The following is a 26865-nucleotide window of genomic DNA, read 5'->3' on the forward strand; positions in this document are numbered from 1 at the left end:
GCCTACCCCGGCGCGCCGTGTGGCAGGCCCTTTCTGCCGGGACACGCAAAACCCACTTCCGCACATTGGTGGACAATTTGGCCATCCGTGCATGACACTATAAGGGACAAGTGCATACGATAAAAATTATGCCTGCCAAGCCTACTCCCGCTGGGGGAGGGATTTGGGGCCGTCCGGGCTGTCACACGAATCATCATTCGAGGGGTTTTCCATGCAGAGTAGTCAACCCGTGAAACACACACGGACCGGCCGAATCGCCGTATTCGGTGCCGTTTTTACCGCGATCGCCATGTTCCTCGGACTTGGCGGGGCTGCAGCTGCAACCGCCCCGCAGGGACCCCTGACATCGCCGCACTCGCAGGTGGCTTCGGCTACCGCCGCTCCGGCGGGCCAGTGGATTTGGCCGTATGCCGGGTCTGCTTCGTCTTCGACGACGTTGGCGGGTCATTGGATTTGGCCGTATGCCGGGTCTGCTTCGTCTTCGACGACGTTGGCGGGTCAGTGGATTTGGCCGTATGCCGGGTCTGCTTCGTCTTCGACGACGTTGGCGGGTCAGTGGATTTGGCCGTATGCCGGGTCTGCTTCGTCTTCGACGACGTTGGCGGGTCAGTGGATTTGGCCGTATGCCGGGTCTGCTTCGTCTTCGACGACGTTGGCGGGTCAGTGGATTTGGCCGTATTCGGCTCCGGTCACCACTTTGGCATAAGGGTGTAACGGCCGGCGACGGCCGTTGGGCAGCAGCTGACAGCGAATTGTCCAAAGTTAATAGAGGGGCTGGCCGGTCATCCGGCTGGCCCCTTTTTTGGTGGTACGGCGGCAGAGGTGGCAACCGCACAGTTTTGCCGTGTGTTTTTTGTCGGTGGTGCTGCCGCTGTGAGGCATTCGTCACACTAGGGTTGAAAGGGCCGGGGGAAACTTTTGCCCGGCCAGTCCCGCCCCGCTTGGCCCGACCAATCGGGAGCAGGCGGGAAGCCCGCACGGAGTCAAAGGAGACACCGCCATGCCGCACCTGCTCGCCAGCGAAGCACCACAGGCATCACTTGGCAACGCGGAAAGTTCATGTCGGCCGCAACCTTCGCCGCGATCCGTTGCTCCAGCCGGCACCGTGCACGGCAGTGTCCTCTGCGAGCGTGAATGCCCCTACTGCTGGGGCCCGGAAACCGACTGACCGCCGCTAGAGGCAGCATTTCGCATAGAATCTATCCCTGATACTGCGCCGGCACCCGCTTGGGTCCAAAAGCGCACCATCTTGTTGCGCCCGCGCCACAGTCACAGCCCGTGGCGTCACGCCACCCCAAAATTGAAGGATGGTTACGAAGATCTTGAACTTATATCGGTTGGCCACAAAACGCGGAAGGGCTGCGCTCGGCGCCGTGCTGACCGTCCTGGCTCTCTTCCTGGGGATCGCAGCGGCCTCAGCCGCTGTGATGCCTGCCCCAGCCCCCGCCAGCGCGCCGCTGGCATCTGCCGTTGCCCCCGCCGTCGCGCATGCCTCCGCGGCAGACGTCAAGGGCAAGACGTTCTCGGTAGCCACGGACACAACGTTCGCGCCGTTCGAGTTCCGCAACGGCAGCGGTGACCTGGTCGGCATCGACATGGACCTGCTGCGGGCCATCGCCGCCAACCAGGGCTTCAAGGTCGACATCAAGTCCTTGGGCTTCGACGCAGCGCTCCAGGCGTTGCAATCCAACCAGGTCCAGGGCGTCATTGCCGGAATGTCCATCACGGACAAGCGCAAGCTGATCTTCGACTTCTCCGATCCGTACTTCGATTCCGGCATACAGATGGCCGTTGCCAAAAGCAACAATGACGTCAAAACTTACTCCGATCTCAAGGGCAAGTCGGTCGCCGTCAAGCGGGGCAGCGAGGGCGAAACCTTCGCCAACTCCATCAAGGCCAAGTACGGTTTCACCGTCAAGGCACTGGCCGATTCCGCCACCATGTACGACGACGTCAAGGCAGGAAACTCGGTGGCCGTCTTTGACGACTACCCCGTACTTGCCTACGGCGTCAGCCAAAACAACGGACTGAAGATCGTCACCCCCAAGGAGCGGGGAAGTTCCTACGGCTTTGCCGTAAACAAGGGACAGAACGCAGATCTGCTCACGGCATTCGACAAAGGCCTGGCGAACCTTAAGGCCAGCGGCGAATACCAGAAGATCCTCGACAAGTACCTGGCCGCACCGGAAACGGCCAAGCAGACCAGCTTCTTCCAGTTGCTCGCGAACAGCTTCCCGGCGCTCATGAAGGGCCTGGGCATGACGTTGCTGGCCACGGCGCTGTCGCTGGTCATCGCGCTGGTGCTTGGCATCGTGTTCGGCTTCTTTAAGGTCGGCGAAAGCCGGATCCTGCGCATCATTGCGAGCATTTACGTGGAGATCTTCCGCGGCACCCCGCTGCTGGTGCAGGCGTTCTTCTTCTACTTCGGCCTGCCCCAGCTCACCGGCCAGCCGCTGAATGTCCTGAGCGCCGGCGTGATCACCTTGAGCCTGAACGCCGGTGCGTACATGACCGAGATTGTCCGCGGCGGCATCCAGTCCGTGGACCCCGGACAGCTGGAGGCCAGCCGCAGCCTGGGTCTGGGCTACGTAACCTCCATGCGCCGCGTGGTGGTACCGCAGGCCATCAAAATCATGACGCCGTCGTTCATCAACCAGTTCGTCATCACCTTGAAGGACACGTCCCTGCTGGCTGTCATTGGCTTCGCGGAACTGACGTACCAGGGCCAGCAGATCTATGCGGCCAACTTCCGCACGGGTGAAACGCTGCTGATCGTGGCGGCCATTTACTTCATCGTGATCTTCATCTTGACCCAGCTTTCCAACGTCCTGGACAGGAAGTTCAACAAATGAGTGACGCCACAGCAAGCGGAACCACAGCCAAGATCCGCGTCCGCGACCTGAAAAAATCGTTTGGCTCCAACGAGGTGCTCAAGGGCCTTGACGTGGACGTTGCCGAGGGCGAGGTGGTTTGCGTCATTGGCCCTTCCGGCTCCGGCAAGTCCACGTTCCTGCGCTGCCTGAACAAGCTCGAGGACATCACGGCCGGCACTGTCACGGTGGACGGTTATGACCTCACAGACCCCAAGGTGGACCTCAACGCCGTCCGCCAGCACATCGGCATGGTGTTCCAGCACTTCAACCTGTTCCCGCACATGACGGCACTGCAAAACATCATGCTGGCTCCCGTGGAGCTGAAGAAGCTGGACAAGGCCGCGGCCCGCGCCAAGGGCATGGAACTGTTGAAGCGTGTGGGGCTTGCCGAAAAGGCCGACGCCCGTCCGGCGTCGCTCTCCGGCGGACAGAAGCAGCGCGTCGCCATTGCCCGCGCCTTGGCCATGAACCCCGGCATCATGCTCTTTGACGAGGCCACCAGCGCCCTTGACCCCGAAATGGTGGGTGAGGTGCTCCAGGTGATCCGCGACCTCGCTGCTGAGGGCATGACCATGGTGGTGGTCACGCACGAGATGGGCTTCGCCCGCGAGGTGGCCGACCGCGTCATCTTCATGGACGCCGGTGTCATTTGTGAAGAAGGCGCTCCGGAAGCCATCTTCTCCCACGCGGAGCAGCCGCGCCTGCAGGACTTCCTGGCCAAGGTCCTTTAGCGTTTTTGTTTGCGGGGCGGCCGGCTGGATTGGCGGGCCGCCCCTTTTATCTTTATGTTCGACGGCGGAACAACAGTTGGGAGTGCACGTGAGCGACATGCAGGGGATCCTGGATGAGATTGTTGGGCATGTGGCGCCGCTGTGCCGCCAGGGTGAGGTGGCCTCCTACATTCCCAGCCTCGGCGAGGTCTCCCCGGACAAGTTTGGCATCTGTGTGGCCATGGCTGACGGCGAGATTTACGGGGCGGGGGACTGGCAGGAACCGTTCTCCATCCAGAGCATCTCGAAAGTGTTTTCGCTGGCCTTGGTCATGTCATACGACTACGACTCCATCTGGAGGCGCGTCTTTCGGGAGCCCTCGGGCACGCCCTTCAACTCCATGATCCAGCTGGAGGCGGACCGCGGTATCCCGCGAAACCCGTTCATCAACGCAGGCGCCCTGGTTGTCACCGACAGGCTGCTGACGCTGACGGGGGATGCCTCCGTCTCCATTCGCGGCCTGCTGCGCCTTGAATCCGGCAACCCCTCCGTAGACATCGATGCGGTAGTGGCCGCATCGGAGGCCGACCACGGTCACCGCAACGCTTCCATGGCGCACCTGCTGGCCAGCTACGGAAACCTGGAAAACTCCGTTGATGACGTGCTGGCGAGTTACTTCAGGCAATGTGCCCTGTCCATGAGCTGCGAAGACCTCGCCAAAGCCTCACTCTTCCTGGCCCGCCATGGCGTTGCGGCTGGCGGCACGCCGTTCCTGAGCCGCAACCAGAGCAAGCGCGTGAATGCCGTGATGCTCACCTGCGGCACGTACGACGCCGCGGGGGAGTTCGCCTACCGTGTGGGCCTGCCCGGAAAGAGCGGCGTGGGCGGAGGGATCGTCGCGATCGTGCCCGGCCGCTGCTCCATCACGGTATGGGGTCCGTCCCTGGGCCCCAACGGCAACTCCATGGCTGGCATCGCCGCCCTGGATGAGTTCACAGCACGCACGGGCTGGTCCATTTTCTAGCCCCTACCGACGCCGCAGCACCTTTCGGGGTGCGCCGCACCGGATGATGTGCGGCCCGGTCCCGCAGCAGTGACTGTCAACTTACATTGACATGCCCACGACTGTCAACTAAAGTTGACTTTTGAGGGTGGTGGCCATGAGAACACTATTGGCAAACATGGATGGAATGGGCCCGGCCGAGGCGCTGTACGCAGTGGCGGAATCCCGCAGGCAGCTGGCCCGCACGGAATCGGAAATCGTGGCGAGAGCCCGCGTCGCAGGTCTTTCCTGGGAGGCCATTGCCCTATGCCTGGGCGTGAGAAAGCAGGCCGTGCACAAGAAATTCGGGAAGCGGTAGCGGGCCTGGGTCGGACAGGACGGGACAAGGGCCAGCCAGGAACCTGCCGGGACGCTCCTACCGGGCTGAGACGCTCAGCTGCCAGGAGACGCCAAAACGGTCGCTAAGCCAGGCGTATTTCTTCGCAAAGGGGTACTCGCCCGGTGGCATCATGACCTGTCCCTGGTCTGAGAGCAGCGCAAACAGTGTGTCCAGGGATGCCTCATCCGGGCAGTCAAAGAAGAATGACACCGAAGGGGTGAACCCAAAGGCATGCACGTCCGGGCTGTCGATGCAGAGCAAGGTCTGGTCGGCAATCCGAAAGCTTGCCGTTTTGACGGAGCCCTCCCTCTCAGGTTCTTCCCCGCCATGGCGTTCCAAGGCGAGGATTTCAGCATCGGGGAAGGAGGAAACATAGAAGTTCATGGCCTCTTCTGCCTGGCCCGTGAACATCAAGAAAGGTTTGAGCGTCATGGTCTTACCTTACCGGTACCGGCAATGGCCCGGCAGCTACGGCACCCGTCTCCACCTGCCAGGACTTGTCGTCCAGCGGACTGCGAAGCCAGACCGGGCATGAATCGGCGGCGACCAACCAGGAGTGGCCGGAACGCAATGTTCCGGCCACTCATTTCTGTCATGAAGTTTTTCTCTCGCGGACTGCTTGCGGACTATTCCCAGTATTCCCGCGTGTTCCAGCTAGCAGCCGTAGTAGAGCTCGAATTCATACGGGTTCGGGCGCAGTGAGAGCGGCTTGATTTCGTATTCGCGCTTGTAGTCGATCCAGGTGTCGATCAAGTCCTGGGTGAACACGCCGCCGGCCTGCAGGAACTCGTTGTCGTTTTCCAAGGCGATGAGGGCCTCTTCGAGTGATTCTGGAGCCTTGGGGATGTCCTTGGCTTCCTCCGGGGGGAGTTCGTACAGGTCCTTGTCGATGGGAGCCGGGGGTTCAATGCGGTTCTTGATGCCGTCAAGGCCGGCCATCAGCTGGGCGGAGAACGCCAGGTACGGGTTGGAGGAGGCATCCGGTGCGCGGAACTCCAGGCGCTTGGCCTTCGGGTTGGAACCGGTGATCGGGATGCGGATGCCGGCGGAGCGGTTGCCCTGCGAATACACCATGTTCACGGGGGCCTCGAAGCCCTTGACCAGGCGGCGGTAGGAGTTCACCGTCGGGTTGGTGAAGGCCAGCACGGCCGAGGAATGTTTGAGCAGTCCGCCAATGTACCAGCGGGCCACGTCGGAGAGGCCGGCGTAGCCCTTCTCGTCGTAGAACAGCGGGGCGCCGTTGCTCCACAGCGACTGGTGGCAGTGCATGCCGGAGCCGTTGTCGCCAAAGACGGGCTTGGGCATGAAGGTGACGGACTTGTCCCAGGCCCAGGCGGTGTTCTTGATGACGTACTTGAACTTCTGCAGGTCGTCGGCGGAGTGCACCAGGGTGTTGAATGTGTAGTTGATCTCGGCCTGGCCGGCGGCGCCCACCTCGTGGTGGGAACGCTCAACCGCGAGTCCGGCGTTGTCCAGCTCGATGCACATGGCGTCGCGCAGGTCTGCCTGGTGGTCAATGGGGGCCACGGGGAAGTAGCCGCCCTTGACGGGGGTCTTGTAGCCGAGGTTGCCACCTTCTTCCGGCCGGCCGGTGTTCCAATTGGCCTCTTCGGAATCGATCTTGTAGAAGGAGCCCTGCGGGGAGGACTCGTACTGGACGTTGTCAAAGACGAAGAACTCCGCCTCTGCGCCAAAGAATGCGGTGTCGGCGATGCCGGTGGACGCAAGGTACGCCTCGGCCTTCTCGGCCACGCCGCGCGGGTCGCGGTGGTAAGGGTCGCCCGTGCGGGGGTTCACGATGGAAAAGTTCAGCGCCAGGGTCTTCTCCAGGCGGAACGTGTCGACGAACGCAGTCTTGGGGTCCGGGATCAGCTGCATGTCGGATTCGGCGATGCCCTGGAAACCGCGGATGGAGGAGCCGTCGAACAGCTGGCCGTGGACAAAGAAGTCGAGGTCGACCGTCTTCGCCGGCACGTTGAAGTGCTGCTGGACCCCGGGCAGGTCCGTGAATCGGATATCGACGAACTTCACATCTTCGTCCTTGATGAACTGGAGGACTTCTTCCGCGTTCTTGAACATCTTGCTCCTTGGCGTTCTGGATTCCAGCCGATTCGGTTCGGCCTGGTGCTTCTGCAACTGATCTAAGACTATGTCGGCGCCGTTACTCGATGGTGTCGGAAATGTTTCCGGCACGTTACAACTGCCCCAGGCCAATGCCCGGTGGGTGAACTTGGCGCCGCCACGGGTAGGCTTGAGGAGTGGTAGAACGTAAAGACATCGGGTCCTGGCTCAGCGGGCCGGACACTTCCAATATATCCAAATATCCGGGCGAGCGGTTGGGTCTGCCCGAATCCGGGCGTGGTTCCATGGCGCGCGCCGGGCGTAGAATACTGGCCATTTTCATCGACTGGGCCTTGTGCTACCTCATTGCCGCCGCTTTTTTTCACTCCAATTCCACCGTCATACTGGGCATATTTGCGCTCGAACAAGTGGTCCTGGTGGGCACCCTTGGTTATAGCGTTGGCCACCGGATCGTGGGGATCCAGGTCCAGAGGCTCGACGGCGGCCCGCCGGGCCTGCTCGCGGGTGTGGCTCGCGCCGTGCTCCTGTGCCTGGTCATCCCGGCCGTGATCACCGATGCCGACCACCGTGGACTCCACGACCGCGCCATGAAGACGGTCCTGGTCCGGCGGTAGTAACCCGTGGCCGGCGTGCCGTGTCTAGCCGGTCGGGGCACCGGCAAGCGGGAGCCTGGCAATCGTGAGTGCCCACACCACCTGCCCGGCGGTGGTCACTTGGACTTGCCCAGTCCCATGGGCGGTGTAGTCACGGTTTTCGTAGGATGTCGGCTGATCTTCAGCGCATGGCAGGGAATACGCGCTTTTGCCGACGATGATGACCGTTACTGAGCCCACTCCTTGGCAGTTCACGGCGACCGTCAGTCCATCGTTCCGGGCGTCGAATGATCCTCCCGCATCGGCGGCGCCAAAGGTTCCAACGACGGTTCCCTGCATTTTAGGCGCTGGAAGTACAGCTGGCAGGGAATGGGCGTCCGGCTGAACTGGGTTGGTGCTTGTCGTTACATAGGTCGAACGGGCGGGATCCGGTGAAGCCGCAGTGCAGGCTGCCAGGTTCGTTGTCGCCATCGACAAGGCCACCATGGATAAGACCACCCGGGCCAACGCGCAGCGGATTGTTTTCATGTATCCACCTCCCCCAAGAAATTACTGGGAGCCTAGCACAGGACAAACTGAAATAGGCCGAGTCGACACTCCACCAACGCCCTGCGTCGGGGCGGGCAGGTGGCCGGCAGTCGCGAGACCGCTTGTGGATCGAGCCCCGGTCTCCGGGCGCACACAGGATGCGCGTCAAGAATCAAGCAGGGCCCGCCGGAAAGTCCCGGCGGGCCCTGCTGTACTGGAACTTGATTAGCGGCCGCGTGTTGCCTTGCGGTCCGGGCGCGCCTTGTAGGGGTCGATGCCCTTGGGGATGGGCAGCTTGTTACCCATGGAGGAGATGCGCTTGTTGACGGCACTGACCTCGACCTTGGTCAGCTCTCCCTTGAGCTTGTTCATCTTCTTGGTCAGTTTGGCAATGGGGACCTGGCCCTCATCCTTGCCGGTGGCAATCACTGTGACGGCGACGTTGGGCAGGATCCGGTTCAGTCGGCGCCGCTCCGCGTCCACGAGGCCCTTGACCCGGGTGGCGGGGCCCTCGGTGATGAGCACGATGCCTGCCTTGCCGATGGCGCGGAACACCACGTCCTGGGTGCGCGGGTTCACTGCGGCGGGCTGCTCTTCAAAGATCCAGCCCTTCTTCAGGGAGCTCAGCGCGGCACCGGCAGCACCGGGCTTGCCTTCGATCTGCGAATATGCGGCGCGCTCGGCCCGGCGCGACATGATCAGCAGCGCACCCAACAGGCCCAGCGGCACGCCCAGCAGCAGGCCGGTGATCCAATTTCCCGGAGACACCAGCAGCGTCACGAGCAGGGAGACCAGGATCAGACCGAAAAACGCGCCAAGCATGAGCCAGGTGACCATGGGGTCGTGGCGGCGGGTCATCTTGAAGATGTCCACCATTTGCTTGAGGCGGCCAGGCTTCTTCGCCTTCTTCTTGGATCCGTCTTTCGGGGCACGGTTGAAGAGTGAGCGCTTCGGCTTGTCAGCGGCGGTGGGGGCGGAGTCAGTGGATTTGGCCATAGTACGTCAATTCTAGCGGTTGTTGGGCGAGGTCGGTGCGCAAAAAACCGCCGGGCTGCCCGTGGGCCGCCCGGCGGTAACAATTGGTGCGGTTACCGGGCCGCGATGAGGGAGGCGGCTTCCTGTCGGGTGTGGCCGGAGTCCTCGATGCCTTCGGCGATGTGGGCCAGGTGCTCGGGGATGTCGCGGCCCTTCTTGCGCATGGCCGTGGCCCACAGGCGCCCGGCCCGGTAGGAGGAACGCACCAGCGGCCCGGACATGACGCCCAGGAAACCGATCTCCTCCGCTTCGGCGGAGAGCTCCAGGAATTCCTGCGGCTTGACCCACCGGTCCACGGGCAGGTGCCGTTCGGAGGGGCGCAGGTACTGGGTGATCGTGATCAGGTCGGTCCCGGCGTCGTGCAAATCCTGCAACGCGACGGAGATTTCCTCGCGGGTCTCGCCCATGCCCAGGATCAGGTTGGACTTGGTGACCATGCCGTGGTCCCGGCCCTGGGTGATCACGTCCAGGGAACGCTCGTAGCGGAAGGCCGGGCGGATGCGCTTGAAGATCCGCGGGACGGTCTCCACATTGTGGGCGAACACCTCCGGGCCGGATTCGCAAATGGCCGTGATGTGTTCGGGCTTGCCGGAGAAGTCCGGGATGAGCAGCTCCACGCCCGTGTTCGGGTTCAGTTCGTGGATCTTGCGGACCGTCTCGGCGTAGAGCCAGACGCCCTCGTCGGCGAGGTCGTCGCGGGCCACCCCGGTCACGGTGGCGTAGCGCAGGTTCATCTGCACCACGGACTTGGCGACCTTGGTGGGCTCAAACATGTCGATCGGGGACGGCTTGCCGGTATCGATCTGGCAGAAGTCACAACGCCGGGTGCACTCGGAACCGCCGATGAGGAAGGTGGCCTCGCGGTCCTCCCAGCACTCGAAGATGTTGGGGCAGCCGGCTTCCTCACACACCGTGTGCAGGCCCTGGCCCTTGACCAGGTTCTTCATCGCGATGTATTCCGGGCCCATCTCGACCTTGGCCTTCATCCACTCGGGCTTGCGCTCCACCGGAACAGCGGCGTTCCGCTGCTCAATCCGCAACATCTTGCGTCCCTCGGGTGCCAAAGTCACAGCAGTGCTCCTTCTTCCAGGCTGCGCTCCGTGGAGCCGCCGGTTGTTTCTGGGTCGGGGTGGGACTCCTGCATGACGGCGTCCACTACAAGGGGTGACAGGAGGCGGCGGGCCGCTGCCTCCAGGACGGGCACCAGGGCGGCGGGGCCGACGTCGGTGCCGGTTTCCGCGGCAATCGTCGTGGTGCCGGCGTCGGTAATGCCGCAGGCGATGATTTGGGCGTACGGTGCCAGGTCGTTGTTGGCATTGATGGCAATGCCGTGCATGGTCACGCCCTCGTGGACACGGATGCCGATGGCCGCAATCTTGCGGTCGGGGCCCTTGCCGTCCGCCAGCAGCCAGATCCCGGCGCGGCCCTCCACCCTGACACCGGCCACGCCGAATGCGGCGAGCGTTTCAATGATGATGTCTTCGAGCGTGTGGACATATTCGCGGATGCCGCGGGCGTCCTTCAGCCTCAGGATTGGGTAGGCGACCAGCTGGCCCGGGCCGTGCCAGGTGAGCTTTCCGCCGCGATCGACGTTGATGACCGGGGTGCCGTCAAAGGGCCGTTCATGAGCTTCCGTGCGTTTTCCGGCCGTATAGACGGCGGAATGTTCGAGCAGCAGCACCGTGTTTCCCGCAGTGCCGGCGACGACGGCGTCGTGCACTTTGCGTTGTTGGTCCCAGGCACCGCTGTAGTCGACAAAATCCGGGGCAAAACCGACCTCAGTGAACTCAACAGTCATGTAGGCCACTTTAGAGGAAGAAGGAACTTCGCCTAAATCCGAAAAACCGGCAGCGGCGCGACGTACCTGTGGATAACTTTCTGCGGCGAAGCCAAAAAGGGACTATCACTGACATATGAATGTAAATGGGGCGCAAACGGGACCGGGCCTTGTCCCTGAATTGGACGGAGCTCCTGTGCTGGTCGGATTCGAAACCGTGCGCAGGCTGGGCGGCGGGGCGCAGGCGTCAGTGTGGCTGGTGCGGCCAATGGACGGCGGCCCAGACCTGGCGGCCAAGTGCTTCATGCCGCAGCGTGCCGCTGGTGTCGGGGCGGGCGGGCGCGGTGCCGACGGACCGGAGCGCGGCCGTCACAATGAAAGCGAGATCACACAGGAATGGCGCATTTTGGCCCAACATGACCACGACCACCTGGTTCGGGTCCATGGCCTCGAGCCGTTGGGCGCCCCTTGGCAGGGCGGGCACGCGCTCCTGATGGACCATGCCGCGGGCGGCTCTGTCCAGGACATGGTGGCGGCCCGCGGGCCGCTGCCAGTGGGGGAGTGCGTCACCATCCTGACGCCGCTGGGCGAGGTGCTGTCCTTTCTGCACGGTCGCGGCGTGGTCCATGGGGACGTCTCACCCGGCAACGTGCTGCTCACGGTGCATGGCAAGCCGGTGCTGGGCGATCTCGGCTTTGGCCGCCTTGCGGGCCAGCCGCACGGACGCGCCGGAGGCACGCCAGGGTTCTTTTGCCCGCAGGACGGAGAGGTGTCCGGCGCCTCCGACGTCTATGCCATGGCCGCCGTGGGCTGGTTTGCGTTAACGGGCCACGCCCCGCCGGCCACCCGCGACAGGATGCCCCTGGGCATGTACGTGCGCGACGTCCCACCCGAGCTGGCCGCCGCGCTGGAGGCGGGGCTTGCCGAAAGTGCCGGGCAGCGCCCGCCGGCGGCCGCGTTCGCCCAGGCGGTCTTCCGCAGCGCCCGCGCCGAACCCGTGGCCCTCGCGCCGTCGGTACATCCGAGTGTGCTGCCTGAACTGCTGACCCGGCGGGAGGCACGTCAGCGCCGCAGCAGGTATTCGCGCCTCCGCATTCACGGGCCCGCGCTCCCGGGCCGCCGGCGGGGAAGGACACGTGACGGCAGGGGCCCCCGTGGAGCAAGGTGGGCGCCCCGGTTTTCCAGGAAAGTCATGGCGGTGGCGGTAGCCGTCGTCCTGGCCGGAACCGGGTTCGCCGGCTGGCGCCTGGCTTCCCAAAGCATTGGGGCGTCCGATGCCCCGAACACGGACGCGGTGGCGAGTTCTCCCTCGGGCGCCGCAGCCACCACCGCATCCGGCAAGGGTGTTCCCGGCAAGGCCGGCGCCGCCACCGCGGCCCCACAGCCGGCCAGCTCCGCAACACTTGGGAATCAGGCTTCCAAGCTGCCAGCGCAGATCCGCGGCGGCCTGCTGTCGCCGATGCCGGACAAGGCCCTTCCGGCGCTTGCCTGGGTGCGCTCCTACGCGTTGTCCACTGCGGATCTGGAGTTGCTGGAGGCGGTGAATGCCGCCGGATCCCCGGCCATGGCGGCTGATGCGAAGGTCGCCCGGGAACTGGCCCAGGCCAGGCATTCCTACTCCGGCCTGGAGTCAAAAGTGTCCGATGCGACTGTTGCCACGCGAAAGCTGGTAACCGGAGGGTCGGATGCACCCTATGCATCGGCCACGGTGTCGGCCACGGTCACCACCGGTCCATTTGCCGAGCACGACAGCCAGGGCGGCGTGGTGTTCTCGCAGCCGCTGGAACAGCGGCAGCAGCTTCGCATCGTCCTGGTCCAGGTTCGCTCGCGGTGGGTGGTCCAGCAGATCCTGCCGGGCCGTTAGGAGCTGGAGACGGGAAAGGCCGCCCGGGACGGCCCATCGTAATCCGGGTCGCGGCCTCCGCCGCGCATCGCGGGGCAGTGGCTAAGATACGTAAATGACTTCCTCCAGCTATTTCCGCTACCCCCACGTGCACCAGGACCTGCTCACCTTCACAGCCCAGGACGATGTTTGGGTTGCCCCGCTGGCCGGCGGACGGGCATGGCGGGTGTCCGCAGAACAGTCCCCGCCGCGCAACCCCCGCTTCGCCCCTGATGGCAAGAGCCTCGTCTGGACGGTCACGAGGGGGAAGGCACCCGAGGTGGTGGCTGTGCCCGTCGACGGCGGACCAGTGTCCCAGCTAACGTACTGGGGACATGCCGGCACGAAGGTGAAGGGCTTCACCCCCGACGGCCGCCTGCTGGTCACCAGCGCCTTTGAACAGGCGGACTCCCGCCTGACCTGGGCCTACGCGCTCGAGCCGGCAACGGGGCGCCGCGAACGCCTCAACTACGGGCCCTTGGACAGCGTGGCCTTCGGCCCGGTGGTGGGCGACGAACGACCCGTGGTGGTCTCCTCCGTGCTCTCCCGCGAGCCCGCCGCCTGGAAGCGCTACCGCGGCGGCACCAGCGGCAAGCTGTGGATCGACGCCGACGGCTCGGGCGAATTTTCCCGGCTGGTCCCGGAACTGGACGGCAACCTCTGCGATCCCATGTGGGTGTCCGGGCGGATCGCCTTCCTCTCCGACCATGAGGGCCACGGCAATCTGTACTCGGTGCTGCCGGACGGTTCCGGGCTGCGACGGCACACCGACTTCGAGGGTTTCTACGTCCGCCACGCCAGCACCGACGGCACCCGGATTGTCTTTGAATCGGCCGGAAACCTGTTCGTCCTGGACAGCCTGGACAGCGAGGCCGTGCAGCTGGACATCACGCTCGGTGCCGCCACGGGCGCCCGCACGCCCCACCTGCTCCAGGCGGGAAAGCACCTCAATGAGGTGGTTCCCGCGGCGGACGGGCGGGCCAGCGTTGTCGAGTCGCACGGCACGGTGCACTGGCTGACGCACCGCGGCGGGCCCGCCCGCGTCATCGCCGGCGAACCCGGTGTCCGGGCCCGGCTGGGCCGCCCGCTGGGATCCGGCCACGTGCTGTACGTCGCGGACAACGGTGGCGAGGAGGCGCTGTACATCCGTGCGCTGGGCGCGGCATCGCCGCAGCCGCGCACCATGGCCCGGACTGCGCCCGCCGAGGCCGCGCCCGCAGGTTCCGAAAACACCCCGGTGGAGGAAAACGGGGACGGCGGCGGCGCCGCGCAGCTGCCCAAGCCCGTCTCGGCCCAGGCTGTCAACGTCGACACCTTCCGCGTCGACGTGCCCGCGGATGACGGAACCGGGGACGCGCAGGGCGGTCCCGGATCCGGCACGAAGGCAGCCGCGCCGGCGGCCGCCGTCGCGACAGGTGCCACGCCCGCCGCTGCCCCACGTGCCGGCGACGGCGAACTGCGGCGCATCGACTACCCCTCCCGGACCCGTGCGGCCCAGACGGCGGCCAGCCCGGACGGCGCCAGGATTGCCATTGGCACGGAGTTTGGCGAGGTCCTGCTGGTCGACGTTTCTGCGGGGACCATGGATCTGGTGTCCCAAACTCCTGCCGGGGCAGTGGGCGAACTGTCCTTCAGCCCTGATTCCGCCTGGCTGCTGTGGAATGAGCCCGCAGACCCTGAAGGGAACCACTCCAGGCTTCGTCTCGCCGCCGTGGCGCCCGCGGCCGGGCAGGAACGGATCGTGGACCTCACGGACGGCCGCTTCCTTGACTTCAGCGCCGGCTTCACCACGGATGGAAAGTACATTGCGTTCCTGTCCCGGCGCAGCTTTGACCCCGTCTATGACAGCCACTCCTTCGACCTGAGCTTTCCGGCCGCGACGAAGCCGTTCCTGCTGGCACTGGCGGCGGACACGCCGTCGCCCTTTGGGCCCACCGTGGACGGCAACCCGCATCCCGAGGACGCGGACACGGGCAGCAAGGACAACGAGAAGGCGCCGGAAGTGCGCGTGGACACCGCCGGGCTTGCCGCACGAATCATCGCCGTGCCGGCCGGGCAGGACCGCTATGAGGCGTTGCACCCCGTCGCGGGCGGTCTGCTGTGGCAGGTGGACCGCACCATTGGAACCACGGGCGACGGCCTGGCCAACACCACCGACAAGCCGGCCGCCGCAGCCCTGGACCGGCTGGACCTTGCCACCGGCAAAGTGACCCGCGTGGTGGAGGAACTGGACACCTTCCGGGTCAGCGGCGACGGCCGGTGGATTGTCACGGTCCACGGAGAGAAAGTGAATGTCCTGCCCGCCACGGCGAAGGCCTCGGATGACGCCGATGACGACACCGAGGTGGAACTGGACAGGATTGTCCTCCGGCTTGACCCCGTCCAGGTGTGGGGCCAGGCCTTTGACGAAGCCTGGCGGCTGCAGCGGGACTTCTACTACACGCCCGACATGGCCGGCACCGACTGGGACGCGGTCCACGCCAGGTACCGGCCCGTGGTGGACCGGCTGGGCAGCCATGACGACCTGGTGGACCTGTTGTGGGAGCTGCACGGTGAACTGGGCACCTCGCATGCCTATGTGACCCCGTCACCCGAGGAGGAGGAAGGCGCCGGGGCGCAGGGACACTTGGGCGCAGTGTTTGAATCCACCCCGGACGGCTGGGCCGTTGCTGCGATCATTGCGGGGGAGTCGTCGGACCCGCAGGCCTTCTCCCCCCTGGAAGCACCAGGGGTGGCGGTCAGGACGGGCGAGATCATTGCAGCAGTCAACGGCATGGCCGTACCGGCTGCGGGCCCCGATGCCCTGCTGGCAGGAACCGCCGGAAAGATCGTGGAGCTTTCCATCCGCAGTGCCCCGGGTGGCCAGCCAGGGGGCGAAGGTGGGACGGCCACGCTGCGCAAGGTCGCCGTCGTGCCTCTGAAAAGTGAGGAGCGCCTGCGCTACCAGCAGTGGGTTGCGGAGAACCGGGCCATGGTGCGCAAGGCCTCCAACGGCAAGTTCGGGTACCTCCATGTGCCGGACATGATGCCGCGCGGCTGGGCGCAGCTGCACCGCGACCTCGACACGGAGACGGCCGCGGACGCCCTGGTGGTCGATGTACGGCGGAACCGCGGCGGGCACACCTCGCCGCTGGTGGCTGAGGCGATCAGCAAGCGCATGGACGCCTGGTGCCTCTCCCGCGGACAGGAGCCGCAGATTTACCCGCCGCAGTCGCCCCGTGGCCCGGTGGTGGTCCTGACCGACGAGTTTGCCGGCTCCGACGGCGACATCATCACCGCCGTTGCCAAGCTGCGCGGCATCGGCCCCGTGGTGGGCATGCGCACTTGGGGCGGCGTGGTGGGGATCGACGGGAAGTTCGCGCTGGCAGACGGCACGGAAGTCACGCAGCCGCGGTACGCCTTCTGGTTCCGCGACGGACAGGGCTTCCATGTCGAGAACTACGGCGTGGACCCGGACATTGAGGTGCCGTTCGCACCCCACGACCACCTGGCCGGCAACGATCCCCAGCTCGAGGCCGCCATTGGCGTGCTGCTGGAGATGCAGCAGGAGATCCCCACGGTGCGCCCGCCCGAGCTGGCCGGCCACCGCAATGTGGCACCGGCAGCGCTCCCTCCGCGCCCGTAACGCCCAGACGGTACAGATATGGTGGCTCCCCCGAGGGGGGAGCCGCCATATCTGTACAGTGGGCCCCAAATCGGATGGGCCCACGCGCCCGAGGGGCCCAAATCGTGGCTCGCTCGCGAGCCACGATTTGGGAGGGCGTGGGGACTAGGCGTCCAGCGTGGCGTCCAGCGTGATTTCGATGCCGGCGAGTGCTGCGGAAACCGGGCAGCCGGCCTTGGCGCCGTCGGCGATGCGGGTGAAGTCGTCCTGGCTGATGCCGGGGATCTTTGCGGCCAGCGTCAGATGGCTGCCGGTGATGCCGGTGCCCGGAACGAAGGTCACGGCCGCGGAGGTGTTCACGTAGTCGGCCGCCTTGCCGGCCTCGCTCAGCGCGGCGCTGAACGCCATGGCGAAGCAGGCCGAGTGGGCAGCGGCGATGAGCTCCTCGGGGCTGGTCTTGCCCTCGGCCTGCTCCGCACGTGCCTTCCAGGTGACGTCAAACGTGCCAAGTCCAGAGCTGTCCAGCGTGACTTTTCCGGCACCTTTGGGAAGGTCGCCGATCCAGCCTGTGTGGGCGTTGCGAGTCGTAGCCATGTTCACTCCTTGGTTAGTGGTGGTGCACGTAGTTGATGTTGCGATGCTTCCTGTGCACGGTCGGGCGCCGCGTCGGCAGCGCCTGCTTCCACCCTATGCCCAAAAACCGAAACGGCGCCTTCCCCGCCTGCCAGGTGGTCACAAACCACGGGGCGGGCCGGAAAAGCGCCATAAATGCAGGGGGCCGCTAGACGGACCAGAGGGTCACGACGGCGATGTTGATCAGTGCCATGCCGCCGACGGCGTGGGCCAGGCCGGTGGATGCCTCCTGGTTGGCCGCAGCCTTGCGGTAGCCGATGACGGCCGGAACCAATACGGCGATGGCAATGACGATTTTCACGCCGATCTTGATGTGGAAGGCCGTGGTCAGATCGTCCTTCGTGGCCTCCCGGATGGTCGTGAGTACAGTCATGCCAGCAGTTTAGCGACAAAGTGTCTATAAAACGGCAGCTGGCCGCCTTCCCGTGGGGAAGGCAGCCAGCTGCGGCGGTGCTAGGACAAATTACACGCCCAGGTCGGCCTCAAATGCGCCCTCTTCCAGGCGGGCCTTCAAGGTCTGCAGGAAGCGGCCGGCGTCCGCGCCGTCCACCAGACGGTGGTCGTACGTCAGGCACAGGTACATCATGTGGCGAATGGCGATGGTGTCGTCACCGTCAGCATCGGCAACAACCACTGCGCGCTTGACGATCGCGCCGGTGCCCAGAATGGCAACGTTGGGCTGGTTGATGATCGGGGTGTCGAACAGTGCGCCGACGCTTCCGATGTTAGTGATGGAGAACGTGCCGCCGGAGAGCTCGTCCGGACCGATCTTGCCGCTGCGGGTGCGTGCGGCAACATCGGCAATCTTGCCGGCCAGGCCGGCCAGGTTCAGGTCGCCCGCGTTGGAGATGACGGGAACCAGCAGGCCCTTGTCGGTGTCCACGGCAATCGCCAGGTGCTCGGCGTTGTGGTACGTGATTTCCTGAGTTTCCTCATTGTATTCACCGTTGACCTTGGGGTGCTGCTTGAGCGCCTCGGTCACCGCCTTGGCAATGAACGGCAGGAACGTCAGTTTCGTGCCATTGGTTGCCTGGAACGGCCCCTTCGCCTGGTTGCGCAGCTTCACGATGCGCGTCATGTCAATCTCGTGCACCTGCGTGAGCTGCGTGGAGGCATCCAGCGATTCGCGCATGCGCCGGGCAATGACCTGGCGGATCCGGGGTGCCTTGACCGTGGTGCCGCGCAGTGATGAAGGCACGACGGCGGCAGCGGCCTTGGGTGCCGGGGAGCCGGTTGCGGCTGGTGCCGGGGCGGCAGCAGCCTTGGCGGCCTCAGCGGCAGCAACGACATCCTGCTTGCGAATGCGTCCACCGACTCCGGAACCGGAGACGGTGGAGATGTCCACGCCCTGCTGGTTGGCAAGCTTGCGCACCAGCGGGGTCACGTAGTTGGACTCGGAAGCGGCGGCATGAGCCGGAGTGGCGGGTGCGGCAGGAGACGGTGCGGCGGGTGCGGCAAGAGACGGTGCGGCAGGTGCTGCAGGAGACGGTGCGGCAGGTGCTGCAGGAGACGGTGCGGTAGGTGCTGCAGGAGCTGATGTGGCAGGAGCCGGTGCCGCAGGAGCTGATGCGGCAGGAGCCGGTGCGGCGGGTGCGGCAGGAGCCGGAGTGGCCGGGGCCTGGGCGGGCTCGGCCGCCGGGGCTGCCGGTGCGCCGGAGCCGATCAGGGCCAGGATTCCGCCAACTTCCGCCGTCTCATCCTCCGGGACGCGGATTTCCAGCAAGGTACCGGCCACGGGGGAGGGGATCTCGGTGTCGACCTTGTCAGTGGAGACTTCCAGCAGCGGCTCGTCGATGTCAACGGAGTCGCCCACGGCCTTCAGCCAGCGCGTGACGGTCCCTTCGGTGACGGACTCGCCCAAGGCGGGGAGCTTGACCTCGAAAGTGTCGCCGGCAGGCGCTGCAGCAGCAGGCTCGGCCGCCGGTTCCGGGGTCTCCGCTGGCTCGGAAGCCGGAGCAGGCGCGTCAGCAGGTTCTACCGCCGCGGGTGCAGCCTCAGCCGCCGGGGCGGCCTCTTCAGCGGGTGCCTCGGCGGCAGCACCTTCGCCGGAGCCGATCAAGGCCAGCGGTGCGCCAACTTCGGCGGTCTCGTCTTCGGCAACCAGGATTTGTTCCAGGATGCCGGCAAACGGTGACGGGATTTCGGTGTCGACCTTGTCGGTGGAGACCTCCAGCAGGGGCTCGTCCACTTCAACTCGTTCGCCGACCTGCTTGAGCCATCGCGTGACGGTTCCTTCGGTGACGCTTTCACCCAAGGCGGGCAAGTTCACGGATTCAGACATTTCGTCCCCGTTCTCCTTTTTGTGCGGTGCCAAGTAGAGCACCAGACATGTAATTCATGAGTAATGATCATTTGTAATTGAGCTTAGTGCACCCGGCGCGGGCGCCGGGTGCACTAAGTAGGGGTACTGCTAGCCGTGGAGCGGGCGTCCGGCCAATGCCATGGCCGCCTCGCCGAGGGCTTCGTTCTGGGTGGGGTGTGCGTGGATCAGGCCCGCAACGTCCTCGGGGTAGGCTTCCCAGTTCACGATGAGCTGCGCCTCGCCTATCTGCTCGCCCACGCGGGTGCCGATCATGTGGACGCCCACCACTGGGCCGTCCTTTTCACGAACGAACTTGATGATGCCTCCGGTACCCAAAATCGCGCTCTTGCCGTTGCCGGCCAGATTGTATTCGGTGGTTTCAACGTTGCCTTCACCGAACTTCTCCTTGGCTTGCGGCTCGTTCAGGCCGACCGAGGCGATCTCGGGATCGCAGTAGGTGACCTTGGGCACGTTGATGTCCTCAACGACCACCGGGTTCATGCCGGCGATTTCCTCGGCCACGAAGATGCCCTGCTGGAAGCCGCGGTGGGCCAGCTGCACGCCAGGGACAATGTCGCCCACGGCGTAGATGTTGCCGACGCCGGTGTGCAGGCGCTCGTTGGTGATGACGAAGCCGCGGTCAATGGTGAGGCCGGCTTCCTCGTAGCCCAGGCCCGCGGTGGAGGGGCCGCGGCCAACGGCCACGAGCATCAGGTCAGCTTCAAAGGTCTTGCCGTCCACGAGGGTGGCCTTGACGCCGTCGGCGGTCTGCTCCACGCCCTGGAAGAACGTGCCGGTGTTGAACTTGATGCCGCGCTTGCGGAAGGTGCGCTCGAGGACCTTGACGATGGCCGGGTCCTCGTTGGGAACCAGGGAGGCCATGCCTTCAATGATGGTGACGTCCACGCCGAAGGACTTCCACACCGAAGCAAATTCGACGCCGATGACGCCGCCGCCGAGGACAATCACGCTCTTGGGCACGTAGTCCATGGTGAGCGCCTGGTCGGAGGTGATGACCTTGCCGCCAATTTCGAGTCCGGGCAGGCTGCGGGAGTAGGAGCCCGTGGCCAGGACGATGTTCTTGCCGGTGTAGTTCACGCCGTTCACCGTGATGGTGTTGGCCGCGGTGAGCTTGCCCTCACCGTCGATGACGGTGATGCCCTTGCCCTTGATCAGGCCCTGCAGGCCCTTGTACTTGCCGGCGACGATGCCGTCCTTGTACGCGTTGACGGCATTCATGTCGATGCCGCTCAGCTGCACGTTAACGCCAACCTTGGCGGCGTCGCGGGCGTGGTCTGCGACCTCCGCAGAGTGCAGCAGGGCCTTGGTGGGGATGCAGCCGTTGTGGAGGCAGGTGCCGCCCAACTTGTTCTTTTCCACCAGCCCGACGCTCATGCCCAATTGGACCGCGCGCAATGCCGCGGCGTACCCGCCACTGCCACCGCCGAGAATCAGGATGTCGAATTCTTGCCCAGCTGCCTGTTCGGCCACTTAGACGCTCCCTCGCGTTCGGATGGCGCACGTGTTCGCGCCATCTCACCATTTTTGTGGCAGGGCTGCCGCCCTGCCATGTTCAAGATAGATACGGTCCATGTCCACAATAAACAAGGTCAAGGACAATTACTTTCAGCATTCACCTTAGCTGTCAGATGATCCATGCTCCACCTCGGCGTTGTCACAGTAAAGCCGTTTGTGGTCATACTCACTGTGCGGTTCGTCACCGCCGGGGCCGTGCCTGTTAAGCCCTGCCTGTTAAGCAGCGCCGGCTAGACGCTGCGTGCCACCACGTCTTCGACGTAGGCCACCAGGGTGCGCACCGCCATGCCGGTGCCCTGCTTGGGCGTGTAGCCGTAGGGTGCGCTCTCGTTGAACGCCGGACCGGCAATGTCCAGGTGTGCCCACGGGATGGGTTCGCCGGACTTGTCCTTGCCGACGAACTCCTGCAGGAACACCGCTGCGGTCATCATGCCGCCCATGCGTTCGCCAATGTTGGCCATGTCGGCGACGGGGGAATCCAGCGACGGGCGCAGCTCCTCCGGCAGCGGCATGGGCCAGACCAGCTCGCCGGCGCGGTCCGCTGCGGCCTTCAAGGCTGCGCTGACGCCGTCGTCGCCCATCACGCCGGCCGTGCGGTGGCCCAGGGCCACCACCTGTGCGCCGGTCAGGGTGGCGACGTCGATGATCACATCGGGGAACTCCTGCGAGGCAGCGACCAGGCCGTCGGCCATGACCAGGCGGCCCTCGGCGTCGGTGTTGAGCACTTCCACGGTCTTGCCGCCAAAGATGGTCAGCACGTCGGAGGGTCGGATGGCGGTGCCGGAGGGCATGTTCTCGGCGATGCACAGCCAGCCGGTGACGTTGACGGGCAGTCCCAGGCCGGCCACGGCCAGCACGGTATTCAGCACAGCGGCGGCACCGGCCATGTCGCACTTCATGGTGATCATGCCGGCGCCGGGCTTGATGGAGATGCCGCCGGAGTCAAAGGTGATCCCCTTGCCCACCAGGGCGAGGTCGGCCACAGCCTTGTCCGACTTGTATTCCAGCTTCACCATGCGCGGCGGGCGCGAGGAGCCCTGGCCCACGCCCATGATGCCGCCGTAGCCGTCCTTGAGCAGGCGCTTTTCATCCATGACGGTCACCTTCACCGGCAGGCCCTTGGCCAGGTCCTTCGCGGCCTCGGCAAACGTGGCGGGGTACAGGCGGCTCGGCGGTTCGTTGACCAGCGTGCGCGTGGCGTTGACGGCCTGGGCGACGACGGCGGCACGGTCCAGGGCCGCCGCCAGGGCCGGGTCCTTTGCCAGGGAGGAGTGGATGGTGACCTTCGCCACCGCGGTCTTCCGGCCATCCCTGGTGGAATGCAGGCTCGCGTATTGGTAGGCGCCCAGGGCGGCACCCTCGGCAATCGCGGACACCTCGCCCACCGCCGTCGTCGGCAGGGCCAGGACCACATGCTTGAGGCCGGCCAGCTGGCGGATGGCTGAACCCGCGGCGCGGCGCAGCGACTCTTCGGTGATCTCGGTGCCTGAGAGCTTGCCAACACCGGCCAGCACGAGCACCTTGGCGCCGGTTTCCGGCAGGCCCGGCAGGCGGACCAGCTGGTCCGCGGCACCGCTGACACCCAGGGCGTCCAGTGAGGCTCCGAGGGAAGTCACCGCTGCGGCGGAAAGGGGGGAATCAAGGATGACAGGACCGTCGGCACCCTTGCCGACGCCAATGACAAGTGCATCGGCCGGTACCTTTTTGAGGTCTGAGCTGATGACATTGAAGCTGATGGTGTGGCTCGCACTCACGTTGTATATGTCCTCACGGTAGTGATTGAAATTAATATGGTGGCACTCCCAATCGATCGTAGTCTCTTTGCCCGGCCGGAGGTCCACTGCCGGCTGCCGTACCGCATGACTCGTGGTCGACAATCCCGAAGAACTCCTGCAGGGCACCTGCATCAATGGCATGTTGACCTCGGGCCACGATGGCCAAGTTTGGCGGCTGGCTGGTGCCCCTGCAGTACGACGGTGGCCAAGTGGTTGCCGAGCCCACCGCAGTGCGCACTTCCGTTGGCCTCTTTGACGTCTCCCATTGGGGCAAAGCGGGCATTCGCGGTGCAGGTGCGGTGGACTTTGCGGCCTCGACCGGATCCAGCCCGGCAGCGCCCAATACACGCTGGCCCTGACGCCTGAAGGCACAGTCGTCGGCGACCTCATCGCCTACGTGCGCGCCGACGCCGACCTTCTCCTGATCCCGAACACCGCCACCACTGCCGCTGTCGTGGCCGCACTTGAGGCGGCCCGCGAGGCCGAGGGGTCCGGCGTCGAAATCAGCAATCCGCACCGCAGCTTTGGCGTGCTTGCCGTCCTCGACATCTCTGCGCACCGAAAGGGGGCATGCCCTTCTTAGCCATGAGCTCTCCACCGGCATCACCGCGCTGGAGGCCGCTGTGGGCCGGGCCGTGGACTGGAAGTCGGACGCCTTCTGGGGAGGAACATGCTGGCTGCGCAAAAGGCTGCCCGCGCGCACAGGAAGTTCGTGGGCTTGCTGGCCACCGAACGCGGCGTCCCGCGGGCCGGCGTCGACGTGCTTGAGGCAGGGGGCCGGGCAGTGGGCCGGACGACGTCCGGGACCTCTTCACATCCTGGGCAACGGCGTCGCCCTTGCCCTCGTGGACCCGGCCGTGCCACTGGGGCGCACCCTGGCGCTGGACATCAGGGGCCGCAACCTGGGCGTCACCGTGGCCGAGCCGCCGTTTGTGCGTGTGCGCGTGAGGGCCTGAGCCGCCAACGGCCGGCGGGGCATGCCTGCGCCAAAGCAAAACCCAAGCAAACTGTGGGTGTCCGGAATGTTTCCGGGCACCCACAGCGTTGTGCCCTTGAGAGACGTAAGCTGGTGAGGAAGACTATGAATAACATTGCGTACACCCCATTTCAAGACCCCGAGTCCCTCTATGCCCTCAACGAGGCGCTGCTGGAAGCCGAGGACCTGCGCGGGCTGAACCTGCTGATGTCATTTACCGGCTTTTCCGATGCCGGGCATGTCATCAACCAGATTGCCGGTGAACTCACCGACCACCTGGCGGCCGAGCCCGTGGCCGTGTTCGATGTGGACCAGCTCATCGACTACCGCTCACGCCGGCCCCGCATGACGTTCACCGAGGACCACCTCAGTGACTACCAGGCCCCGTCGCTGGTGCTGTACCGGATGGTCGACGCCCTCGGCAAGCCATTCCTTTTTCTTTCCGGCAGTGAACCGGACCTGCAGTGGGAGCGGTTCACGCTCGCCGTCCTGGGACTGGTGCGCCGCCTGGACGTGAACCTGACCGCGTGGGTGCACTCCGTGCCCATGCCGGTGCCGCACACCCGCCCCATCGGGGCCACGGTGCACGGCAACCGGCCCGAGCTCATTGAGGGGATTTCGGCGTGGAAGACCACGCTGGACATGCCGTCCGCCATCGGGCACCTGCTTGAGTACCGGCTGGCTGCGGAGGGACGCAATGTGGTGGGCTACGCCATCCACGTCCCGCACTACCTGGCCGACGCCGAGTACCCGCCTGCCGCCGTTGCCGGACTGGAATACCTCGGGGCCGCGGCGTCGCTGATGCTGCCCAGCGAACGGCTGCGCGAGGCCGGGCGCGCCGTGGAACGCCAGATTACCGAACAGGTCGAGGGCTCCGCTGAGGTGCAGGCCGTGGTGAAGAACCTCGAACGCCAGTATGACGAGCACAGTGACGGCACGGCGCGCCGGTCCCTGCTGGCGGGGGACAATGACGAACTCCCCGACGCCGACGAGCTCGGTGCCGCCGTCGAGGCCTACCTGGCGAGCCGTGATGCCGGGCCCTCTGCCGGGAAATCCACCGGCCGGCCCGACGACGGTGATTCCGGCAACATCTAAGCCCTGAGGAGGGGTGCAGGGGACTGACCCGGCACTTCGGGGCATAGGCTTGCCGGGTGGACAGTAAACGCGCATGGACCGTATGGGGTGTCGGCGTTTTCGCCTACCTCGTGGCAGTAACACAACGGACATCCTTCGGCATTGCCGGCCTGGAGGCGACCGACCGTTTCCACGCCACGGCGTCCGCACTGTCGGCGTTTACAGTCATCCAGCTGCTTGTCTACGCCGTCCTGCAAATTCCGGTGGGAGTACTGGTGGACCGGTTCGGCCCCCGCGTGATGATTGCCGCCGGTGCCGCCCTGATGACCATTGGCCAGCTCCAGCTCGCCGCTGCAACCTCGGTCCCCGGAGGAGTGGTCGGCCGCATCTTCGTGGGTGCGGGCGACGCCATGACCTTCATCTCCGTCATTCGGCTGATCCCGGCCTGGTTCCCGGCCCGGCGCGTGCCGATGCTCACCCAGCTCACCGGCCAGCTCGGGCAGTTTGGCCAGTTGATCTCCATCGCACCGTTTGCCATAGTGCTGCACGGGTTGGGCTGGAGCCCTGCTTTTCTCGGCCTGGCCGCCCTGGGCCTGCTGGCCTTTGTGCTTTCCTCGGCACTGCTGCGCAACACGCCCGAGATCTCCGCCCCCGCCGTGCAGCCAGGCATCAAGGAGACTGCCGCCGACCTCGCCAAGGCCTGGACGCAGCCTGGCACGCAGCTGGGCATGTGGAGCCACTTTTCCACCCAGTTCGCGGGAAACGTCTTCGTCATGACCTGGGGCTATCCGTTCCTGGTATCAGGCCAGGGCCTGGACCCGGTGGAGGCCAGCGTCCTGCTGAGCCTGTTCGTGGTGGTCGGCATCATCTGCGGGCCCTTGCTGGGCGGCTGGGTGGGCCGCCACCCCATGCGCCGCTCCACGATGGTGCTGGCCGTGACCTTTTCCATTACCGCGGCCTGGCTGGCCGTGATCCTGTACCCCGGTGCGGCCCCGCTGTGGCTGCTGGTGCTCCTGGTGCTGGTCCTGGCACTCGGTGGCCCCGCGTCGATGATTGGTTTTGACTTTGCGCGCACCTTCAACCCCTCGCACCGCATTGGCACGGCCACGGGCATTGTGAACGTGGGCGGCTTCTTTGCTGCCCTGGTCACCATGTACGTGGTGGGGCTGATCCTGGACCTGCTCAACAACAACGGATTCTCCGGCGGCAACCTGTATTCGCTGGACTCCTTCCGAATAGCGCTGTCCTTCCAGTTCATTGTGCTGGCCGTGGGCGTCGTGGCCGTCGTTCGGGTGCGCGGCAAGGTCCGCCGCCGGATGGCCCTGGCCGGGGAAAGCGTGCCGCCGCTGCGCGAGGCGCTGGCGGACAACCGGCGCCGCCGGGCCCAGTACCGGACCGAGCTGCGCGACGGCCGGTACCTTCGTGACAGCGATGGAGACGGCCGCGGGGAGGGAAAGGACTCCGACGGATAGCTGCCAACAGGCACTGCGTTATCCACAGATGAGCCAAATTCCCGTGATGCCCCTGTTGCCGGCTCCCGGCGCGGGACAGCCTTGAGGCATGAGAAAACAAGACAAAATCAAAGTCAGCGCCGGCGAGGACCTGCTCGCATTCATCCCACACATTATCGGGTACTGGCCGGAAAACAGCGTGGTGTGCATCGGCATGTGCGGCAAGGCCCTCCGGGCCACCATGCGGATGGACCTCCCCATGGGCGGCTCAGCCGATCTGGACGCGTTTGCCAACATCGCAGCCGGGCAGCTCTCCAGCGATGAACAGGCGGACGGGGCCCTGGTGGCCATCTTTGGCGGGCCGGACTGGACGGACCCGCAGGATTTTGCGCAACGTCCCGTCTATGAAGCCCTGCAGACCTCCCTCGCCGGGGCGGGCATGCCAGTGCGCGACGCCTGGTACGTGGGCCGTGGGCATTGGCGCAGCATCGAGTGCACCAATCCGCGCTGCTGCCCGTGGCCCGGACGCAGCAACATCACGATCACCGGCAGTTTCGTCAGCGCCGAACTCGTTTTCTCTAATGGATATTGGCTGGCCCGGGGCTGGCTGGCAGACTGGTGCTACTCCGGCCAGGTGTGACTCGCTCATTTT

Annotated in this window: 24 protein-coding genes; 13 read left to right on the forward strand and 11 right to left on the reverse strand. The window is 65.3% G+C overall.

Annotated features, from left to right (window positions below):
* Nucleotides 1-1307: 1307 nt before the first annotated feature.
* The 4 genes from CVV68_RS11885 to CVV68_RS11900 all read left to right on the forward strand — a co-directional run bounded on the left by CVV68_RS11885 (nucleotide 1308) and on the right by CVV68_RS11900 (nucleotide 4944).
* The gene (locus CVV68_RS11885; protein WP_211320808.1) at nucleotides 1308-2852 is read left to right on the forward strand and encodes an amino acid ABC transporter substrate-binding protein/permease; all 1545 of its coding nucleotides are present in this window, start codon (nucleotides 1308-1310) and stop codon (nucleotides 2850-2852) included.
* Nucleotides 2849-3604: an amino acid ABC transporter ATP-binding protein gene (locus tag CVV68_RS11890; protein ID WP_110501211.1), complete on the forward strand. Its 756-nt coding sequence runs from the start codon at nucleotides 2849-2851 to the stop codon at nucleotides 3602-3604. The genes CVV68_RS11885 and CVV68_RS11890 overlap by 4 nt, the downstream gene beginning before the upstream one ends.
* A 97-nt stretch (nucleotides 3605-3701) precedes the next feature.
* Complete coding sequence (locus tag CVV68_RS11895) at nucleotides 3702-4607, forward strand: glutaminase (RefSeq protein ID WP_110501244.1); 906 nt, start codon at nucleotides 3702-3704, stop codon at nucleotides 4605-4607.
* Nucleotides 4608-4743: 136 nt separating this feature from the next.
* Nucleotides 4744-4944: an AsnC family protein gene (locus tag CVV68_RS11900; RefSeq protein ID WP_110501212.1), complete on the forward strand. Its 201-nt coding sequence runs from the start codon at nucleotides 4744-4746 to the stop codon at nucleotides 4942-4944.
* A 57-nt stretch (nucleotides 4945-5001) separates the two neighbouring features.
* Here the strand turns inward: CVV68_RS11900 and CVV68_RS11905 are convergent, their stop codons facing one another.
* On the reverse strand, nucleotides 5002-5397 hold the full coding sequence (locus CVV68_RS11905; RefSeq protein ID WP_110501213.1) for a VOC family protein: 396 nt from the start codon (nucleotides 5395-5397) through the stop codon (nucleotides 5002-5004).
* 222 nt (nucleotides 5398-5619) lie between these two features.
* On the reverse strand, nucleotides 5620-7044 hold the full coding sequence (gene glnA / locus CVV68_RS11910; RefSeq protein WP_110501214.1) for a type I glutamate--ammonia ligase: 1425 nt from the start codon (nucleotides 7042-7044) through the stop codon (nucleotides 5620-5622).
* Between the two features lie 179 nt (nucleotides 7045-7223).
* On the opposite strand from glnA, the gene CVV68_RS11915 reads away from it, so the two are divergent.
* The gene (locus tag CVV68_RS11915; RefSeq protein WP_110501215.1) at nucleotides 7224-7661 is read left to right on the forward strand and encodes an RDD family protein; all 438 of its coding nucleotides are present in this window, start codon (nucleotides 7224-7226) and stop codon (nucleotides 7659-7661) included.
* A 24-nt stretch (nucleotides 7662-7685) separates the two neighbouring features.
* Here CVV68_RS11915 and CVV68_RS23875 read toward each other — a convergent pair whose 3' ends face one another.
* From CVV68_RS23875 to lipB, 4 genes are all read right to left on the reverse strand, one after another.
* Nucleotides 7686-8168: a hypothetical protein gene (locus CVV68_RS23875; protein WP_146238875.1), complete on the reverse strand. Its 483-nt coding sequence runs from the start codon at nucleotides 8166-8168 to the stop codon at nucleotides 7686-7688.
* A gap of 225 nt (nucleotides 8169-8393) precedes the next feature.
* Nucleotides 8394-9164 (reverse strand): DUF4191 domain-containing protein, encoded by a 771-nt coding sequence (locus CVV68_RS11925; RefSeq protein ID WP_110501217.1) that lies wholly within the window; start codon nucleotides 9162-9164, stop codon nucleotides 8394-8396.
* A gap of 92 nt (nucleotides 9165-9256) precedes the next feature.
* On the reverse strand, nucleotides 9257-10273 hold the full coding sequence (gene lipA / locus CVV68_RS11930; protein ID WP_110501218.1) for a lipoyl synthase: 1017 nt from the start codon (nucleotides 10271-10273) through the stop codon (nucleotides 9257-9259).
* On the reverse strand, nucleotides 10270-11001 hold the full coding sequence (gene lipB, locus CVV68_RS11935) for a lipoyl(octanoyl) transferase LipB (RefSeq protein ID WP_110501245.1): 732 nt from the start codon (nucleotides 10999-11001) through the stop codon (nucleotides 10270-10272). The genes lipA and lipB overlap by 4 nt, the downstream gene beginning before the upstream one ends.
* Nucleotides 11002-11176: 175 nt before the next feature.
* Here lipB and CVV68_RS11940 point away from each other — a divergent pair, with 175 nt between their 5' ends.
* Both CVV68_RS11940 and CVV68_RS11945 read left to right on the forward strand, forming a co-directional pair.
* The gene (locus CVV68_RS11940; protein WP_170133157.1) at nucleotides 11177-12844 is read left to right on the forward strand and encodes a serine/threonine protein kinase; all 1668 of its coding nucleotides are present in this window, start codon (nucleotides 11177-11179) and stop codon (nucleotides 12842-12844) included.
* A gap of 94 nt (nucleotides 12845-12938) precedes the next feature.
* The gene (locus CVV68_RS11945; protein WP_110501220.1) at nucleotides 12939-16487 is read left to right on the forward strand and encodes a S41 family peptidase; all 3549 of its coding nucleotides are present in this window, start codon (nucleotides 12939-12941) and stop codon (nucleotides 16485-16487) included.
* Nucleotides 16488-16631: 144 nt separating this feature from the next.
* Here CVV68_RS11945 and CVV68_RS11950 read toward each other — a convergent pair whose 3' ends face one another.
* From CVV68_RS11950 to CVV68_RS11970, 5 genes are all read right to left on the reverse strand, one after another.
* Entirely contained in the window at nucleotides 16632-17060 is a 429-nt protein-coding gene (locus CVV68_RS11950) for an OsmC family peroxiredoxin (RefSeq protein ID WP_110501221.1), read from the reverse strand.
* Between the two features lie 187 nt (nucleotides 17061-17247).
* A complete protein-coding gene (locus CVV68_RS11955; RefSeq protein ID WP_110501222.1) occupies nucleotides 17248-17472 on the reverse strand; it encodes a hypothetical protein in 225 nt (74 codons plus the stop codon).
* 90 nt (nucleotides 17473-17562) lie between these two features.
* On the reverse strand, nucleotides 17563-19380 hold the full coding sequence (gene sucB, locus CVV68_RS11960; RefSeq protein ID WP_110501246.1) for a 2-oxoglutarate dehydrogenase, E2 component, dihydrolipoamide succinyltransferase: 1818 nt from the start codon (nucleotides 19378-19380) through the stop codon (nucleotides 17563-17565).
* Between the two features lie 129 nt (nucleotides 19381-19509).
* Nucleotides 19510-20892 (reverse strand): dihydrolipoyl dehydrogenase, encoded by a 1383-nt coding sequence (lpdA, locus tag CVV68_RS11965; protein WP_110501223.1) that lies wholly within the window; start codon nucleotides 20890-20892, stop codon nucleotides 19510-19512.
* A gap of 275 nt (nucleotides 20893-21167) precedes the next feature.
* A complete protein-coding gene (locus CVV68_RS11970; protein ID WP_245933492.1) occupies nucleotides 21168-22691 on the reverse strand; it encodes a leucyl aminopeptidase in 1524 nt (507 codons plus the stop codon).
* Between the two features lie 179 nt (nucleotides 22692-22870).
* Here CVV68_RS11970 and CVV68_RS25140 point away from each other — a divergent pair, with 179 nt between their 5' ends.
* The 6 genes from CVV68_RS25140 to CVV68_RS11990 all read left to right on the forward strand — a co-directional run bounded on the left by CVV68_RS25140 (nucleotide 22871) and on the right by CVV68_RS11990 (nucleotide 26853).
* Nucleotides 22871-23071 carry a hypothetical protein gene (locus CVV68_RS25140; RefSeq protein WP_497707309.1) on the forward strand — a complete coding sequence of 67 codons (201 nt, stop codon included), beginning with the start codon at nucleotides 22871-22873 and terminating at the stop codon, nucleotides 23069-23071.
* The gene (locus tag CVV68_RS24240; protein ID WP_497707310.1) at nucleotides 22978-23295 is read left to right on the forward strand and encodes a hypothetical protein; all 318 of its coding nucleotides are present in this window, start codon (nucleotides 22978-22980) and stop codon (nucleotides 23293-23295) included. The genes CVV68_RS25140 and CVV68_RS24240 overlap by 94 nt, the downstream gene beginning before the upstream one ends.
* Nucleotides 23296-23476: 181 nt before the next feature.
* Nucleotides 23477-23668: a glycine cleavage T C-terminal barrel domain-containing protein gene (locus CVV68_RS24245; RefSeq protein ID WP_245933493.1), complete on the forward strand. Its 192-nt coding sequence runs from the start codon at nucleotides 23477-23479 to the stop codon at nucleotides 23666-23668.
* A gap of 125 nt (nucleotides 23669-23793) precedes the next feature.
* Nucleotides 23794-24783: a proteasome assembly chaperone family protein gene (locus CVV68_RS11980; protein ID WP_110501225.1), complete on the forward strand. Its 990-nt coding sequence runs from the start codon at nucleotides 23794-23796 to the stop codon at nucleotides 24781-24783.
* A 56-nt stretch (nucleotides 24784-24839) separates the two neighbouring features.
* Nucleotides 24840-26234: an MFS transporter gene (locus tag CVV68_RS11985; protein WP_110501226.1), complete on the forward strand. Its 1395-nt coding sequence runs from the start codon at nucleotides 24840-24842 to the stop codon at nucleotides 26232-26234.
* A gap of 88 nt (nucleotides 26235-26322) precedes the next feature.
* Nucleotides 26323-26853 (forward strand): DUF4192 family protein, encoded by a 531-nt coding sequence (locus tag CVV68_RS11990; protein WP_110501227.1) that lies wholly within the window; start codon nucleotides 26323-26325, stop codon nucleotides 26851-26853.
* The last annotated feature ends 12 nt before the right edge of the window (nucleotides 26854-26865 follow it).

Source organism: Arthrobacter livingstonensis (assembly GCF_003219815.1).
Classification (GTDB): Bacteria; Actinomycetota; Actinomycetes; order Actinomycetales; family Micrococcaceae; genus Specibacter; species Specibacter livingstonensis.

What these genes read in the sequence shown, in the direction of transcription:
- CVV68_RS23875 (WP_146238875.1), bottom strand. Translation starts at nt 8,168, where the DNA reads ATGAAAACAATCCGCTGCGCGTTGGCCCGGGTGGTCTTATCCATGGTG.
- glnA (WP_110501214.1), bottom strand. Translation starts at nt 7,044, where the DNA reads ATGTTCAAGAACGCGGAAGAAGTCCTCCAGTTCATCAAGGACGAAGAT.
- CVV68_RS25140 (WP_497707309.1), top strand. Translation starts at nt 22,871, where the DNA reads ATGGCCAAGTTTGGCGGCTGGCTGGTGCCCCTGCAGTACGACGGTGGC.
- CVV68_RS11900 (WP_110501212.1), top strand. Translation starts at nt 4,744, where the DNA reads ATGAGAACACTATTGGCAAACATGGATGGAATGGGCCCGGCCGAGGCG.
- CVV68_RS11885 (WP_211320808.1), top strand. Translation starts at nt 1,308, where the DNA reads ATGGTTACGAAGATCTTGAACTTATATCGGTTGGCCACAAAACGCGGA.
- lipB (WP_110501245.1), bottom strand. Translation starts at nt 11,001, where the DNA reads ATGACTGTTGAGTTCACTGAGGTCGGTTTTGCCCCGGATTTTGTCGAC.
- CVV68_RS11905 (WP_110501213.1), bottom strand. Translation starts at nt 5,397, where the DNA reads ATGACGCTCAAACCTTTCTTGATGTTCACGGGCCAGGCAGAAGAGGCC.
- CVV68_RS11895 (WP_110501244.1), top strand. Translation starts at nt 3,702, where the DNA reads ATGCAGGGGATCCTGGATGAGATTGTTGGGCATGTGGCGCCGCTGTGC.
- CVV68_RS11990 (WP_110501227.1), top strand. Translation starts at nt 26,323, where the DNA reads ATGAGAAAACAAGACAAAATCAAAGTCAGCGCCGGCGAGGACCTGCTC.
- CVV68_RS11955 (WP_110501222.1), bottom strand. Translation starts at nt 17,472, where the DNA reads ATGACTGTACTCACGACCATCCGGGAGGCCACGAAGGACGATCTGACC.
- CVV68_RS11950 (WP_110501221.1), bottom strand. Translation starts at nt 17,060, where the DNA reads ATGGCTACGACTCGCAACGCCCACACAGGCTGGATCGGCGACCTTCCC.
- CVV68_RS11945 (WP_110501220.1), top strand. Translation starts at nt 12,939, where the DNA reads ATGACTTCCTCCAGCTATTTCCGCTACCCCCACGTGCACCAGGACCTG.
- sucB (WP_110501246.1), bottom strand. Translation starts at nt 19,380, where the DNA reads ATGTCTGAATCCGTGAACTTGCCCGCCTTGGGTGAAAGCGTCACCGAA.
- CVV68_RS11890 (WP_110501211.1), top strand. Translation starts at nt 2,849, where the DNA reads ATGAGTGACGCCACAGCAAGCGGAACCACAGCCAAGATCCGCGTCCGC.
- CVV68_RS11980 (WP_110501225.1), top strand. Translation starts at nt 23,794, where the DNA reads ATGAATAACATTGCGTACACCCCATTTCAAGACCCCGAGTCCCTCTAT.
- CVV68_RS11925 (WP_110501217.1), bottom strand. Translation starts at nt 9,164, where the DNA reads ATGGCCAAATCCACTGACTCCGCCCCCACCGCCGCTGACAAGCCGAAG.